Annotated in this window: 10 protein-coding genes and 1 pseudogene; 8 read left to right on the forward strand and 3 right to left on the reverse strand. The window is 48.8% G+C overall.

The features are described 5' to 3' along the window. Nucleotides 1-239 precede the first annotated feature (239 nt). From dnaA to ACM67B_RS01815, 4 genes are all read left to right on the forward strand, one after another. Nucleotides 240-1,796: a chromosomal replication initiator protein DnaA gene (gene dnaA / locus ACM67B_RS01800; protein WP_416189906.1), complete on the forward strand. Its 1,557-nt coding sequence runs from the start codon at nt 240-242 to the stop codon at nt 1,794-1,796. Between the two features lie 132 nt (nt 1,797-1,928). Then, nucleotides 1,929-3,032: a DNA polymerase III subunit beta gene (gene dnaN, locus ACM67B_RS01805; protein WP_416189907.1), complete on the forward strand. Its 1,104-nt coding sequence runs from the start codon at nt 1,929-1,931 to the stop codon at nt 3,030-3,032. A gap of 263 nt (nt 3,033-3,295) precedes the next feature. Beyond that, nucleotides 3,296-5,689: a DNA topoisomerase (ATP-hydrolyzing) subunit B gene (gene gyrB, locus ACM67B_RS01810; protein WP_416189908.1), complete on the forward strand. Its 2,394-nt coding sequence runs from the start codon at nt 3,296-3,298 to the stop codon at nt 5,687-5,689. Nucleotides 5,690-6,339: 650 nt separating this feature from the next. Continuing rightward, nucleotides 6,340-7,848 (forward strand): catalase, encoded by a 1,509-nt coding sequence (locus ACM67B_RS01815; protein WP_416189909.1) that lies wholly within the window; start codon nt 6,340-6,342, stop codon nt 7,846-7,848. A gap of 125 nt (nt 7,849-7,973) precedes the next feature. Here the strand turns inward: ACM67B_RS01815 and ACM67B_RS01820 are convergent, their stop codons facing one another. Then, nucleotides 7,974-8,354 (reverse strand): hypothetical protein, encoded by a 381-nt coding sequence (locus ACM67B_RS01820; RefSeq protein ID WP_416189910.1) that lies wholly within the window; start codon nt 8,352-8,354, stop codon nt 7,974-7,976. A 69-nt stretch (nt 8,355-8,423) separates the two neighbouring features. After that, nucleotides 8,424-9,383 (reverse strand): annotated as a pseudogene (msrAB, locus tag ACM67B_RS01825) (bifunctional peptide-methionine (S)-S-oxide reductase MsrA/peptide-methionine (R)-S-oxide reductase MsrB); the annotation flags it as partial. Nucleotides 9,384-9,522: 139 nt separating this feature from the next. On the opposite strand from msrAB, the gene rfaQ reads away from it, so the two are divergent. Further along, the gene (gene rfaQ, locus ACM67B_RS01830; protein WP_416189911.1) at nt 9,523-10,602 is read left to right on the forward strand and encodes a putative lipopolysaccharide heptosyltransferase III; all 1,080 of its coding nucleotides are present in this window, start codon (nt 9,523-9,525) and stop codon (nt 10,600-10,602) included. A 60-nt stretch (nt 10,603-10,662) separates the two neighbouring features. Here the strand turns inward: rfaQ and ACM67B_RS01835 are convergent, their stop codons facing one another. Then, nucleotides 10,663-11,007, reverse strand: a complete 345-nt coding sequence (locus ACM67B_RS01835; RefSeq protein ID WP_416189912.1) for a hypothetical protein — start codon at nt 11,005-11,007, stop codon at nt 10,663-10,665. Nucleotides 11,008-11,109: 102 nt separating this feature from the next. Between ACM67B_RS01835 and ACM67B_RS01840 the strand changes: the two genes are divergently transcribed. The 3 genes from ACM67B_RS01840 to ACM67B_RS01850 all read left to right on the forward strand — a co-directional run bounded on the left by ACM67B_RS01840 (nt 11,110) and on the right by ACM67B_RS01850 (nt 13,513). Beyond that, nucleotides 11,110-11,916 carry a carbon-nitrogen hydrolase family protein gene (locus tag ACM67B_RS01840; protein WP_416189913.1) on the forward strand — a complete coding sequence of 269 codons (807 nt, stop codon included), beginning with the start codon at nt 11,110-11,112 and terminating at the stop codon, nt 11,914-11,916. Nucleotides 11,917-11,970: 54 nt separating this feature from the next. After that, nucleotides 11,971-12,513, forward strand: coding sequence for a crossover junction endodeoxyribonuclease RuvC (gene ruvC / locus ACM67B_RS01845; protein WP_095503283.1), 543 nt, complete (start codon nt 11,971-11,973; stop codon nt 12,511-12,513). Between the two features lie 130 nt (nt 12,514-12,643). After that, complete coding sequence (locus ACM67B_RS01850) at nt 12,644-13,513, forward strand: lipid A biosynthesis lauroyl acyltransferase (RefSeq protein WP_416189914.1); 870 nt, start codon at nt 12,644-12,646, stop codon at nt 13,511-13,513. The last annotated feature ends 586 nt before the right edge of the window (nt 13,514-14,099 follow it).

Below are 14,099 nucleotides of genomic sequence, written 5' to 3' on the forward strand. Positions count from 1 at the left end.
GAAGGGTGTGAGATATGCAAGCAGTAAAATGAAGCTGGTTAAAGCTGCCGATTGTGGATAAAAATTTGATGCGGTTGTGGATAAAATTCAGTATAATTGCTGAATCTGTATATGCTTACATAGATTCAGGCCGTCTGAAAAACAGTGTGTTATCAAGCTGTTCCTTTTATTTTCAGGCGGCCTTTGCTGTTTTTCCTACCTTTGTTTTCCCCCAACCGTTTCACGATTTGAGCCATTCCATGACCTTAGCTGAATTTTGGCCGCAGTGCCTTTTGAGTCTGAACCTGATCTTACCCGCGCAACAGTTCCAGCAATGGATTGCACCGTTGACCGTAGGTGAGGAGGATGGGGCATGGGTGGTATATGGTAAAAATCAGTTTGCCGTCAATATGCTGAAAAGCCAGTTTGCGGCCAAGATTGATGCTGTCCGTGCGCAATTGGTGCCGCAGCAGCCTGCGCTGGCGTTTAAAGTCGGTATGGGACAAAGCTATGCTATGGCGGAGCAACAGGATACTTCGGAGGTAGAGAGTCAGACTGTCGAAGAGGCAGAAGATCCGGTACAAGAAACAATTGCCGAAGCGGTTCAAGCGGATTTAGTTATGGTCTCGGAGCCAGCAGCCAAGCCGACGCCGAAAAAATCCGCTGCTGATATTTTGGCCGAACGGTTGAAAAATCTGCCGGAAAATAAAACTGCGCCGGAAGTGGACGAAGACAAACCTGCACCCAGCAAAATCAAGCAGGAAGTGCAGCGTGAAGCGGAAGAAGCGCGCTATCAGGCGACCAATTTGTCGTCGGATTACACGTTTGATACTTTGGTGGAAGGTAAGGGTAACCGCATTGCCGCCGCGGCCGCACAATCGATTGCAGAAAATCCGGGACAAAGCTACAACCCGTTTTTTCTATACGGCAGCACCGGCTTGGGTAAAACCCACTTGGTGCAGGCCATCGGCAACGAATTGCTGAAAAACAAGCCCGATGCCAAAGTGCGCTACATGCATTCAGATGATTACATCCGCAGCTTTATGAATGCGGTACGCACCAACGCCTATGATGTGTTTAAGCAGCAATATAAGCAATATGATCTGCTGATTATCGACGATATCCAGTTCATTAAAGGTAAAGACCGCACGATGGAAGAGTTCTTCTATCTGTATAACCATTTTCATAATGAAAAGAAACAGTTAATCCTGACTTGCGACGTATTGCCGGCCAAAATCGAAGATATGGACGACCGCCTGAAATCACGTTTCTCATGGGGTTTGACGTTGGAGCTGGAACCGCCGGAATTGGAAATGCGCGTGGCGATTTTGCAGAAAAAAGCCGAATCCGCTGGTGTGAATCTCACCGAAGAAGCGGCGTTTTTCATTGCCAATTTGATTCGCTCGAATGTGCGAGAATTGGAAGGCGCTTTCAACCGCGTCAGTGCCAGCAGTCGCTTTATGAATAAGCCGATTGATATTGATTTGGCGCGCGATGCGCTGCAAGACATTATTGCCGTGCGCCACAAAGTGATTACCGCCGATTTGATTATTGATGCCACCGCCAAATATTACCGCATAAAAATCAGCGATATCCTCGGTAAAAAACGCACGCGCAATATTGCGCGCCCGCGCCAAGTGGCGATGAGTTTAACCAAAGAGTTGACCAATTTAAGTTTGCCGTCCATCGGCGATGCTTTTGGTGGCCGCGACCACACCACCGTGATGCACGGCGTGAAGGCTGTGGCGAAACTGCGCGAAGAAGATCCCGAGTTGGCGCAGGATTATGAAAAACTCTTGATTATGATTCAGAACTGATGTTCAGACGGCCTATTAATGGTTTAATTTGATATTGCTGCCATAATAAATTTTTTTCAGACGGCCTGATTAATTTTAGGTCGTCTGAAACCGAAAACCAACAAAACCAAACAAAATCCAAAGGACTTCCCCATGTTAATTTTGCAAGCCGACCGCGACAGCATTCTCAAGCCGCTGCAAGCCGTTACCGGTATTGTGGAACGCCGCCATACCTTGCCGATTCTGTCTAACGTATTAATCGAAAGCAGCAACGGCCAAACCAATATTTTGGCGACCGACTTGGAAATCCAAATCAACACCCACGGCCCGGACAGCCAAGCGGGTGATTTCCGCATCACCACCAATGCCAAAAAATTCCAAGACATTCTGCGTGCGCTGCCGGATACGGCGATTGTGTCACTGGATTGGGCGGATAACCGTCTGACTTTGAAAGCAGGTAAATCGCGTTTCGCTCTGCAAACCCTGCCGGCAGAAGATTTCCCATTGATGAGCGTAGGCGAAGACGTGAGTGCCGCCTTTTCGCTGACGCAGGAAACCTTTAAAAACATGCTGTCGCAAGTGCAATACAGCATGGCAGTGCAGGATATCCGCTATTACCTCAACGGCTTGCTGATGCAAGTCGAAGGCAACCAATTGCGCTTGGTAGCCACCGACGGCCACCGCTTGGCGTATTCCGCCACCACCATTGAAGCCGAATTGCCGAAAGCCGAAGTGATTCTGCCGCGCAAAACTGTGTTGGAGCTGTTTAAACTCTTAAATCATCCGGGCGAAGCCATCAGCGTGGAATTGCTGAATAACCAAGTGCGTTTCCGCTGTAATGATACCGTGATTGTGAGCAAAGTCATCGACGGTAAATTCCCTGATTTCAACCGCGTGATTCCGTTGGACAACGACAAAATCTTCTTGGTATCGCGCACTGAATTGCTGGGTGCTTTGGAGCGGGCATCGATTCTGGCCAATGAAAAATTCCGTGGCGCGCGTTTATTCTTGCAACCGGGCTTGCTGAGCGTAGTTTGCTCTAATAACGAGCAGGAAGAAGCGCGTGAAGAATTGGAAATCGCTTATCAAGGCGGCGAACTGGAAGTAGGCTTCAACATCGGCTATCTGATGGACGTATTGCGCAATATCCATTCCGACGACATGCAGCTTGCTTTTGGTGATGCCAACCGCTCGACCTTGTTCACCATGCCAAACAATCCTGATTTCAAATACATTGTGATGCCGATGCGCATTTGATGAAAATACAGCTGCAAGGCCGTCTGAAAAGCGATGGCTGAACAACCATAACTATGCCGTCTGAAACTGTTTTCAGACGGCATTTTTTCATGGAACATTTGCATACATAAAGGCTGAAATATCCAACAAAATCAGGTATAATAACGTGTTATTTGCCGTTGCGTTGCAGGTTTGGCCAACATCGATTTCCGCTACTTGCAAACGCACTTGAAAAAGCATTCAGACGGCCTGTTTTTCTATTTAGTTTCAAAAAGATAAAGATTATGACCGACCAAAAACACGAAGAATACGGCGCAGACAGTATCCAAGTCTTAGAAGGCTTGGAAGCGGTGCGCAAACGCCCGGGTATGTACATCGGCGATACGCAGGACGGCAGCGGCCTGCATCATATGGTATTTGAAGTGCTCGACAATGCGATCGACGAAGCTTTGGCCGGTCATTGCGACAAAATTACTGTTACCATCCATGCCGATAATTCGGTCAGCGTGTCCGACAACGGCCGCGGTATGCCGACCGGTATTCATCCGAAAGAAGGCCGCTCGGCTGCCGAAGTGATCATGACCGTGTTGCACGCGGGCGGTAAGTTTGACAACAACAGCTACAAAATTTCCGGCGGCCTGCACGGCGTGGGCGTGTCGGTGGTGAATGCCTTGTCTGATTGGGTGACTTTAACCATCTATCGCGACGGCAAAGAGCATTTTGTGAAATTCGTAAACGGCGCGGCGGAAAAACCCTTGGCCGAATTGGGCGCGTCGGATAAAAAAGGCACCATCGTGCGTTTTCGTGCCAGCGAAGAGACTTTCGGCAATGTCGAATACAGCTTCGATATTTTGGCCAAGCGCATCCGTGAATTGTCGTTCCTGAATAACGGCGTGGACATCGAACTCACCGATGAGCGCGACGGCAAACACGAAAGCTTCGCCTTAAGCGGCGGCGTGGCGGGTTTCGTGCAATACATGAACCGCAAAAAAACACCGTTGCACGAAAAAATCTTCTACGCCACCGGCGAAAAAGATGGCATGAGCGTGGAATGCGCCATGCAGTGGAACGACAGCTATCAAGAATCGGTGCAATGTTTCACCAACAATATTCCGCAACGCGACGGCGGCACCCACTTGGCAGCATTGCGCGGCGTGATGACGCGCACCTTGAATGCTTATATCGAATCTAATGAAGTAGCAAAAAAAGCCAAGGTCGAAACCGCCGGTGACGATATGCGCGAAGGCTTGACCTGTGTGTTGTCGGTAAAATTACCCGACCCGAAATTCTCATCACAAACCAAAGACAAGCTGGTGTCGAGTGAAATCGGCCCGGTGGTGAACGAAGTCATCAACCAAGCCTTGACCGAATTTTTGGAAGAAAACCCGAACGAAGCCAAAATCATCACCGGCAAAATCGTTGATGCAGCACGTGCGCGCGAAGCTGCGCGTAAAGCCCGCGAAATTACCCGCCGCAAAGGCGTAATGGACGGTTTGGGTTTGCCGGGCAAATTGGCCGATTGCCAGGAAAAAGATCCGGCCTTGTCAGAACTGTATCTGGTCGAGGGTGATTCCGCCGGCGGCTCCGCTAAGCAAGGCCGTGACCGCAAATTCCAAGCGATTTTGCCGCTGAAGGGTAAAATTCTCAACGTGGAAAAAGCGCGTTTTGAAAAAATGCTGGCCAGTCAAGAAGTGGCAACGCTGATTACCGCTTTGGGTGCGGGCATCGGCAAAGAAGAATTTAATCCGGAAAAATTGCGCTACCACCGCATCATCATCATGACCGATGCCGACGTCGATGGTGCGCACATCCGCACGCTGCTGCTGACTTTCTTCTACCGTCAAATGCCTGAATTGGTCGAGCGCGGCTATATCTACATCGCCCAACCGCCTTTGTACAAAGCCAAATACGGCAAACAAGAGCGTTATTTGAAAGATGAATTTGAAAAAGACCAATGGTTGTTGGGCTTGGCGGTGGATAAAGCCAAATTGGTTTCAGACGGCCGCACCATCGAAGGCGAAGAATTGGCGCAAATCGCCAAGCAATTCTTGTTGGCCAAAACCGTGATTGAACAGGAAAGCCGCGTGATTGACAGCTTGGTGTTGAATGCCATGCTGCATGCCAAACCGGTGGATTTATCGACAGCGGAAAGCACCGACCAAGCCATTGAGGAACTGAGCAGCTTGTTGAAAGATCAGGAAATTGCGCTGCAACGCATCGAAGGTCATCAAGAAGGCAGCCATTTCATCAAGATTACCCGCCAGTTGCACGGCAACGTGGCCATCAGTTACATCGAGCCAAAATTCTTGAGCAGCAAGCCGTATCAGACCATCGTGCAAACGGCTGAAATGTTGGATGGTTTGATTGGTGAAGAAGCGGTGTTGGTGAAAGGTGAGAATGAACAGCCGATCGCGAGCTTCGAGGAAGCCTTGAATATCTTGATGAGCGCCGCACAAAAAGGCATGAGCATTCAGCGATACAAAGGCTTGGGCGAGATGAACCCTGAGCAATTGTGGGAAACCACCATGGATCCGAACGTGCGCCGTTTGCTGAAAGTGCGCATTGAAGATGCCATTGCTGCCGATGAAGTGTTCGTCACTTTGATGGGCGATGAAGTGGAACCGCGTCGCGCGTTTATCGAAAACAATGCCTTGATTGTGCAAAATATTGATGCTTAATTGAGTGAATGTATCCTAAAGGCCGTCTGAAACTGTGTTTCAGACGGCTTTTTGTATGGTATTGGTGATGATTGAATCAAACCAATGAGAATGAGACCTTTGCAAAATTCCTATCTTTGATACATTTCTTCGTTGTGCGCTGCTACAACTTGGAACTGCACTCAAATCTAGGGTGTTGCAAAGATCTCTGAATGTAATTATTGCGTTAAGTTTTCAAGCGGAATAGGCCGTCTGAAACAGATAAGGGCGTGAGATATGATGATTGAAACAAGATTAAATGATTGTATTTTAAATAGAATAAATACTTTGTTTTGAGAATTATCCTATTCATTTGATTTAATTTTTCGTAAAAATTCTGCCGTTGGCTGCGCTTTGTGTCACACTGCATAAAACAGAATGGATGACCGCTTTGACAGAATATTAATAGTTTAAAGCTACCAATATTTAAATTTAGATTTAAAATAGCAAATTATAATCGGTTTCATAGTTTTAATAGCTAAAATCTTCAGGTATAGTTTGTTTCATAGCAGCAAGCAAACCGTATCTGGCGGCAGTCATTATCCGACCATGATAAGAAAAGTCATCAAAGCAGCGTAAACCAAGCCTGCTTTAAAGATTTCCATCTAAATTCAATACCAAGGAGCAACACCATGAATAAATGCCCTGTGAACCACCTGACCATGAGCAACGGCGCGCCGGTTGCCGACAACCAAAACAGCCTGACCGCCGGCCCGCGCGGTCCGTTACTGTCGCAAGATTTGTGGCTGAATGAAAAATTAGGCGATTTTGTCCGCGAAGTGATTCCTGAGCGCCGTATGCACGCCAAGGGTAGCGGTGCGTTCGGTACCTTTACCGTGACCAACGACATTACCCGCTATACCCGCGCTTCGATTTTCAGCGAAGTGGGCAAAAAAACCGAGATGTTTGCCCGTTTCTCGACTGTGGCCGGTGAACGTGGTGCGGCTGATGCCGAGCGCGATATTCGTGGTTTTGCCTTGAAGTTTTACACCGATGAAGGTAACTGGGATATGGTCGGCAACAATACGCCGGTGTTCTTTGTGCGCGACCCGCGTAAATTCCCGGATTTGAATAAAGTGGTCAAACGCGACCCACGCACCAATCTGCGCAGCCCGAACAACAACTGGGACTGGTGGACTTTGCTGCCGGAAGCCTTCCATCAAGTGACCATCGTGATGTCGGATCGTGGTATTCCGCGCTCTTACCGCCACATGCACGGTTTTGGTTCGCATACTTACAGCTTCTGGAACAAAGAAGGTGAACGTTTCTGGGTGAAATTCCACTTCCGCACCCAGCAAGGCATTGAAAACTTTACTGATGCCCAAGCTGAAGCCGTGATTGCAAAAGACCGCGAAAGCAGCCAACGCGACCTGTATGAAGCGATTGAGCGCGGTGAGTTTCCGAAATGGAAAATGTATGTGCAAATCATGCCGGAAGCCGATGCCGAAAAAGTGCCTTACCATCCGTTTGACTTGACCAAAGTATGGCCGAAAGGTGATTACCCGCTGATTGAAGTGGGTGAGTTTGAGCTGAACAAAAATCCGGAAAACTACTTTGCTGATGTCGAGCAAGCTGCCTTTGCACCGAGCAATCTGGTGCCGGGCATCAGCGCATCGCCGGATAAAATGCTGCAAGCGCGTTTGTTTAACTATGCCGATGCCGAGCGTTACCGTTTGGGCGTGAACCGCAATCAAATTCCGGTAAACGCGCCACGTTGTCCGGTACACAGCAATGCCCGCGATGGTTTGAATCGCGTTGATGGCAACTACGGTAGCCTGAAACACTACGAACCAAACAGCTACGGCCTGTGGCAAGAACAGCCTGAATTTGCTGAGCCGCCTTTGAAAATCAACGGTAATGCCGATTACTGGAATTTCCGTGAAGATGATGCGGATTACTTCAGCCAACCGCGCGCCTTGTTCAACCTGATGAACGACACGCAAAAACAAGCCTTGTTTGACAACACTGCGGCGGCCATGGGCGATGCGGCAGACTTCATCAAACACCGCCACATCCGCAACTGCTTCATGTGTGACCCTGCTTATGGCGAAGGCGTTGCCAAAGCCTTGGGCATGACCGTTGCCGACGCACAAGCTGCCCGCGCGACCGATCCTGCGCTGGGGCAACCGGGTTTGCTGTAATGTGGTTGGAAATCAACGAGTGGATTGATGTATTGATTCACCCAAATCAAGATTAAAGTTTGATATGAATAAAGGCCGTCTGAATGTTCAGACGGCCTTTTTATATGATGAAACAATGGATTAAGTTATTTGGCGATCAAATCAACAACCAATACCGTTTGCTCGATTTGGGCGGCGGTGATTTTGTGCGTTTTCAAAATGTCTTTAAATTCGCCAAACACGCTTAAATTGATTTGAATGGTTTGCTGTTCCATATCGATTGATAATTTTTTGGTTTTGATGTTGCCAAACAAGCCGGAAGCGCCTTTTGCCAATAGGCTCGTACCCCAGCCGAGACGGTATTGGAACAACAAATGATCGGCGCCATGGCCAATCAGCGTCATGTCGATATTGACCAAATAATTGGCGCGGATTTCATTCGGAGCAGTTTGCTTCAGCGTGATGTGTTTGCCGCTTTGCTTTTGCAACATATCGCTGATTTCGGATAAGGTTTTTCGGATTTGCATGTTGGTATTTAAATCATTTTAGAGGCCGCCTGAAATTTCAGACGGCCTTGTTTTGAAAATAAAAAAGTTTCAGACGGCCTCAACCAAATATTTCCATTCGCCGTAGCCTTCTTCGTCCATTTTGTCTAACGGAATAAAACGCAGGCTGGCGCCGTTGATGCAGAAACGCAGGCCGCCAAGTGCTTGCGGGCCGTCGGGGAAAACGTGACCCAAATGTGAATCGGCCACTTTGCTGCGCACTTCGATACGGCGCATATTGTGGCTCAAATCTTCCAGCGCGGTGATGTGTTCGCGTGCAATCGGTTTGGCAAAGCTCGGCCAGCCGCAGCCGGAATCAAATTTATCGGCCGAGCTGAACAAAGGTTCGCCGCTGACAATATCGACATAAATACCCGGTTCGAATAAATGGTCGTAAGCGTGGGAAAACGGACGTTCGGTGCCGCTTTGTTGGGTGACGTAATATTCTTCGTCGCTCAATTTTGCCCGAATTTCGCTTTCAGACGGCTTGCTGAACACGCGCGGGGCAGTATTATCGGCGGATAAGGGTTTGTGCGCCAAACGAATGTCGATGTGGCAATAGCCGTTGGGGTTTTTGCCCAAGTAATCTTGGTGGTAGTCTTCGGCAGGGTAGAAATGCTGCAAACGTTCGCATTCGACCACAATCGGTGCGGCGTGTTTTTGCTGCTCGACGGCTAAAGCGGCGCGGATGACTGCTTCATCGCCAGCTTCGGTATAATAAATGCCGGTGCGGTATTGCTCGCCGACATCGTTGCCTTGGCGATTGAGTAAGGTCGGGTCGATGATGCGGAAATAATATTGCAACACATCGGCCAAACTGATTTTTTCATCGTCAAAGACCACTTTCACCGCTTCGGCGTGGCCGGTGTTGCGGTGGCAAACATCTTCGTAAGACGGATTTTCGGTGCGGCCGTTGGCATAGCCCGATACCGCTTCTGCGACACCGTGAATGCGGCGGAAATAGGCTTCCACGCCCCAGAAGCAGCCGCCGGCCAGATAAATGGTGTGTGTCATTGTCATTCTCCGTTTAAAATTGAATCACTTACATATGGGGGCATTCCCTAAAATTTCTATTCGTTTTACAATTGCGAATTATTCTTAATTTTGTGCCGAAATCATCAGGCCGTCTGAAAGCTCACGAAAGCTTATTATGTCCATCGCTGACCCCAAACGAATTTTAATCATCAAATTGCGCCATCATGGCGATGTGTTGCTGACCACGCCGGTGGTTGCCGCTATCAAACAGCGTTTTCCCACTTGCGAAGTCGATATGCTGGTGTATCAGGAAACAGCCGACATTATCCGCGATAATCCTGAGATTACCCATATTTTCGGCGTGGATCGCACATGGAAAAAGCAAGGGGTGAAAGCGCAGATTCAGCATGAAACCGATTTATTCAAGCAGCTTAAAGCGCGCCGCTATGATTGGGCATTTAATTTGTCGGACCAATGGCGCACGGCGTTTATTGCCAAATTCTGTGCCGAATGCAGCGCAACCTTAGCCTATGAAAAACGCGATAACGCAGCATGGCGTTTTTTCCATGATTTTATCAATCCTGATTTGGACGTAAACCATCATGTGATCGAGCGGCATTTGGCGGTGTTGCCGCCATTATTGGCGCGTGAAGATTGCGGCGAAGCGAAAGCGCTGCTCACCATCAGTGATGAAGTACGGCACGGTTGGCAAGAGAAATTGCGCCAACAAGGCTGGCGTGGCGAGGATTATGTGTTGGTGCATCCCGGTTCGCGTTGGTTGTTTAAATGTTGGGAAGACGGCAAAAATGCAGCGGTGGTGCAGCTTTTGCTCAATCACGGCTGCCATGTGGTGCTGACTGCTGCACCTGACGAAGTCGAACGCAATATGCTGGATGAAATTTTAGGCCGTCTGAATATTCCTGCCGGTGTGAAGGTGTGGGACATGGGCGGTAAGCTCAACCTGCGCGAACTGGCCGCCGCAATCGACGGTGCGCAATTGTTTTTCGGCGTAGATTCCGTTCCCATGCACATTGCAGCGGCTTTGGATAAACCGCAAGTCGCTCTATTCGGCCCGACATGGGTTGGCCGCTGGCGGCCGTATTCGCAGCAGGCTGACGTGGTATGGGCAGGCGATTTCGGCAAACTGCCATATCCGGATAGCATCAATACTGATGACAAAACGCGTTTGCTCGGCGGGATTCCTTTGGAAGTGGTGTGGGAAAAAATTGCAGCGAAATTAGGCTTGCCGCGTTAACAGCTCCCTAATATACCAATAGGCCGTCTGAAAAACTGGTTTCAGACGGCCTGTTTAATTTCAGCGGTCTTTCCCAAAGCCGATATACGATTCGCCACGTTGTTTGCGTTCGCGCCATTCTTGGCGCAATGAGCCGTTGTTGTTGCCGTTGCGTTTATCAGAAACAGTGGGCGCGTCTTGCTCCCATTGCCATGTCATTTGGTTGCCGTTGCTGCCAATCGGGTAAGAGCCGCGCAAACCGATAAAGCTGCCTTGATCGGCGACTTGGGTGTTGGAAACGGATTTGCCGTTGATTTTGGTGCGCGAGCTTTCCATGCCGCTTTTGAGTTCGCCGTAGATTTTCACTTCGGCGCACGCCAGCGCGGGCAAAAGCAGGGCGGTTAGGATCAAGGCGGTGGATTTCATGATTTGCCTTTCGCGTCAAAAGAAAATAAGATGGGGTCAGTATAACCGACTTGGCTGTAAAAGAATGACGGTTCAGGTAAAGGCCGTCTGAAAGGAAATGATATGGCTCACACAATCCGCGCTGCCGCCGTGCAGATGGTTTCCACGACCGACCCCGATACCAACATCCAAACCATGCGCCGCTTGGTGAAAGAAGCTGCCGAAAAGGGCGCCGATTGGGTATTGTTGCCGGAATATTGGCCGATTATGGGACGGCAGGACACCGATAAAATCGCTTTTGCCGAAACCTTAGGCGAAGGCAAACTTCAGACGGCCTTAAGCGAAGCCGCGCGAGACAATCAGGTGGTTTTGTTCGGCGGCACCATCCCGTTAACCAGCGATGAAGACGGTAAAGTGATGAACACCATGCTGGCTTACGACCGTGACGGCCAGCCTTTGACGCATTACCACAAAATGCATTTGTTCGGCTTTTCTGGTTTGGGTGAACGCTATGCCGAAGCAGATACCATTTCCGCAGGCAAAGAAGTGCCTGATTGGCAGGTGGACGGGCTGAATGTGGCGGCCGGTGTGTGCTACGATTTGCGTTTCCCCGAATTTTTCCGCATGCAGGCGCCATTTGACGTATTGTTGTTGCCCGCGGCCTTTACCTACACGACCGGCGAAGCGCATTGGGAATTGCTGTTGCGCACACGGGCGGTGGAAAACCAATGCTATGTCGTTGCTTCGGCGCAGGGCGGCAAACATGAAAGTGGCCGCCGCACCTTCGGCCACAGCATGATTATCGATCCATGGGGCGAAGTGTTGGCTGTGTTGCCGGAAGGCGAAGGCGTGGTGGTGGCCGATTTGGATGCCAGCCGTCTCAGCAGCGTGCGTACGCGCTTGCCTGCTTTGCAACACCGTTTGCTTTAAATACAAAGGCCGTCTGAAACCAATTCAGACGGCTTGTTTCCCAACTTGAATTAAATGAATAAGAAACCCATCCGCATTTTAGGCATCGACCCTGGCAGTCGCATTACCGGTTTTGGCGTAATCGATGTCTATGGCCGCGAACACAGCTATGTTGCTTCCGGTTGTATCAAAACCATTCCTGGCGACGAGCTGGCCGGTCGTATCGGCGTGATTTGCGAACACATCAACGAAATCATCGATGTGTACCAACCCAATCAAACCGCCATCGAACAGGTATTTGTCAACGTCAATCCTGCGGCCACGCTGATGCTGGGGCAGGCGCGGGGGGCGGCGATTGCCACTATGGTGATGCGCGGTTTGCCGGTGTATGAATACACCGCTTTGCAGGTCAAGCAGGCGGTGGTCGGGCAGGGCAAAGCGGCGAAAGAACAGGTGCAGCACATGGTGGTGCAGATGCTGGGTTTGTCGGGTACGCCGCAGGCCGATGCCGCCGATGGCTTGGCCGTGGCGCTCACCCACGCGCTGCGCAATCACGGTTTGGCCAATCAAATCAACCGCAATGGCTTGCAGATTAAGGGGGGGCGGTTTCATGGTTGAGGCCGTCTGAAAAGCTTGGATTCTGTAAAAGTGACACTTGCTTAAAAATCAGGCCGTCTGAAACCAGTAAAAATTTCAGACGGCCTTTGCTGCTATAATAGCCACACTTCACACACAGGTCGTCTGAATAATGAAATTTGCTTTTTTTATTTTGTATCTGGTGCAGCTTTTGCCTTTCAAGCTTATCCACAAAATCGCCGATGCGGTGGGCTGGCTGGCGTATTACGTCGTGAAACCGCGCCGCAAAGTGGGGCAGGTAAACCTGAAAAAATGTTTTCCTGAGTGGAGCGATGACAAACGTGAAGCAGTGTTGAAACGCCATTTCCAACACATGGCTAAGCTGATGTTGGAATACGGCCTGTATTGGTACGCACCTGCCGAGCGCTTGCGCAGCTTGGTGCGCTATGAAAACAAACATTATCTTGATGACGCGTTGGCGGCGGGTGAAAAAGTGATTTTGCTTTATCCGCACTTTACCGCCTTTGAAATGGCGGTGTACACGCTCAATCAGGATGTGCCGCTGACCAGCATGTATTCGCATCAAAAAAACAAAGCGATGGACGATCAGATTTTAAAAGGCCGTCACCGCTACGATAATGTGTTTTTGATTGGCCGCACGGAAGGCCTGCGCGCGATTATCAAGCAGTTGCGCAAAAGCGATGCGCCGTTTCTTTATCTGCCGGATCAGGATTTCGGCCGCAATGATTCGATTTTTGTCGATTTTTTTGGGATTCCGACGGCTACGATTACCGGTCTGAGCCGCATTGCCGGCATGGCGAATGCCAAAGTGATTCCGGCGATTCCGTTTCGTGAGGCCGATAATACCGTGACTTTGCGTTTTTACGAGCCATGGGAACATTTTCCCAGCGAAGATGTGGTCGCCGACACCCAGCGCATGAACGGCTTCATCGAAGCGCGCGCGCGTGAGATTCCTGAGCAATATTTCTGGTTGCATAAGCGTTTTAAAACCCGTCCGGAAGGCGAAGCGGGCTTTTATTGATTACATACAGTTACAAAAAATTAAGGTTCGGTGGCTGCCGAACCTTTTTTATTTCTGTTTAATTGAGTAGCAGGCTGATATTTATTCATACATGTTTGTATGTGAGAAAAACGCCGTATGCTTAATTTAAAAGGGAATTAGGCCGTCTGAAAGATTGAGATGATGGCTATGAAATCATTTGCGTCATTTAAGTTTCATATAATCTGAATATTTAATTAATATATTAAATTTAATGTTTTTAAAAAACAATAGTTTGTGAAAAATTAGTTCAAATTTAAATATTTTATTATTTTGGAGTAAGATTTTAAATTTTAAATTTAAGAGAAAATCAGTATTTTATTTTTTAAAAATTAAATTTTAGAAATTATTTTAATATAATTTGATTTTTAGAGAGATATTCTATTTTTAGAAGAAAAAGAGAATTTTTCAAAAAAACACTTGGCAAGTGCGCTAAAAACGCGTACATTTGACTACATCAAGTTACAAGATATTCAGCCAAACGGATTTTGAATATCGCCAAGTTCCCTTAACGGGCGTTTTGCCGGTGTGATTCCTGCCGATGAAACGACTGTTTATTAATGCAGAG

Origin of the sequence: Neisseria sp. CCUG17229, from assembly GCF_047839235.1 — a bacterium.
Lineage (GTDB): Bacteria > Pseudomonadota > Gammaproteobacteria > Burkholderiales > Neisseriaceae > Neisseria > Neisseria brasiliensis.

Bases quoted from the DNA above. Each gene is read 5' to 3' on its own strand.
- ACM67B_RS01820 (WP_416189910.1), bottom strand. From the start codon at position 8,354: ATGCAAATCCGAAAAACCTTATCCGAAATCAGCGATATGTTGCAAAAG.
- ACM67B_RS01840 (WP_416189913.1), top strand. From the start codon at position 11,110: ATGGCTCACACAATCCGCGCTGCCGCCGTGCAGATGGTTTCCACGACC.
- ACM67B_RS01815 (WP_416189909.1), top strand. From the start codon at position 6,340: ATGAATAAATGCCCTGTGAACCACCTGACCATGAGCAACGGCGCGCCG.
- gyrB (WP_416189908.1), top strand. From the start codon at position 3,296: ATGACCGACCAAAAACACGAAGAATACGGCGCAGACAGTATCCAAGTC.
- ACM67B_RS01850 (WP_416189914.1), top strand. From the start codon at position 12,644: ATGAAATTTGCTTTTTTTATTTTGTATCTGGTGCAGCTTTTGCCTTTC.
- dnaA (WP_416189906.1), top strand. From the start codon at position 240: ATGACCTTAGCTGAATTTTGGCCGCAGTGCCTTTTGAGTCTGAACCTG.
- ruvC (WP_095503283.1), top strand. From the start codon at position 11,971: ATGAATAAGAAACCCATCCGCATTTTAGGCATCGACCCTGGCAGTCGC.
- dnaN (WP_416189907.1), top strand. From the start codon at position 1,929: ATGTTAATTTTGCAAGCCGACCGCGACAGCATTCTCAAGCCGCTGCAA.
- ACM67B_RS01835 (WP_416189912.1), bottom strand. From the start codon at position 11,007: ATGAAATCCACCGCCTTGATCCTAACCGCCCTGCTTTTGCCCGCGCTG.
- rfaQ (WP_416189911.1), top strand. From the start codon at position 9,523: ATGTCCATCGCTGACCCCAAACGAATTTTAATCATCAAATTGCGCCAT.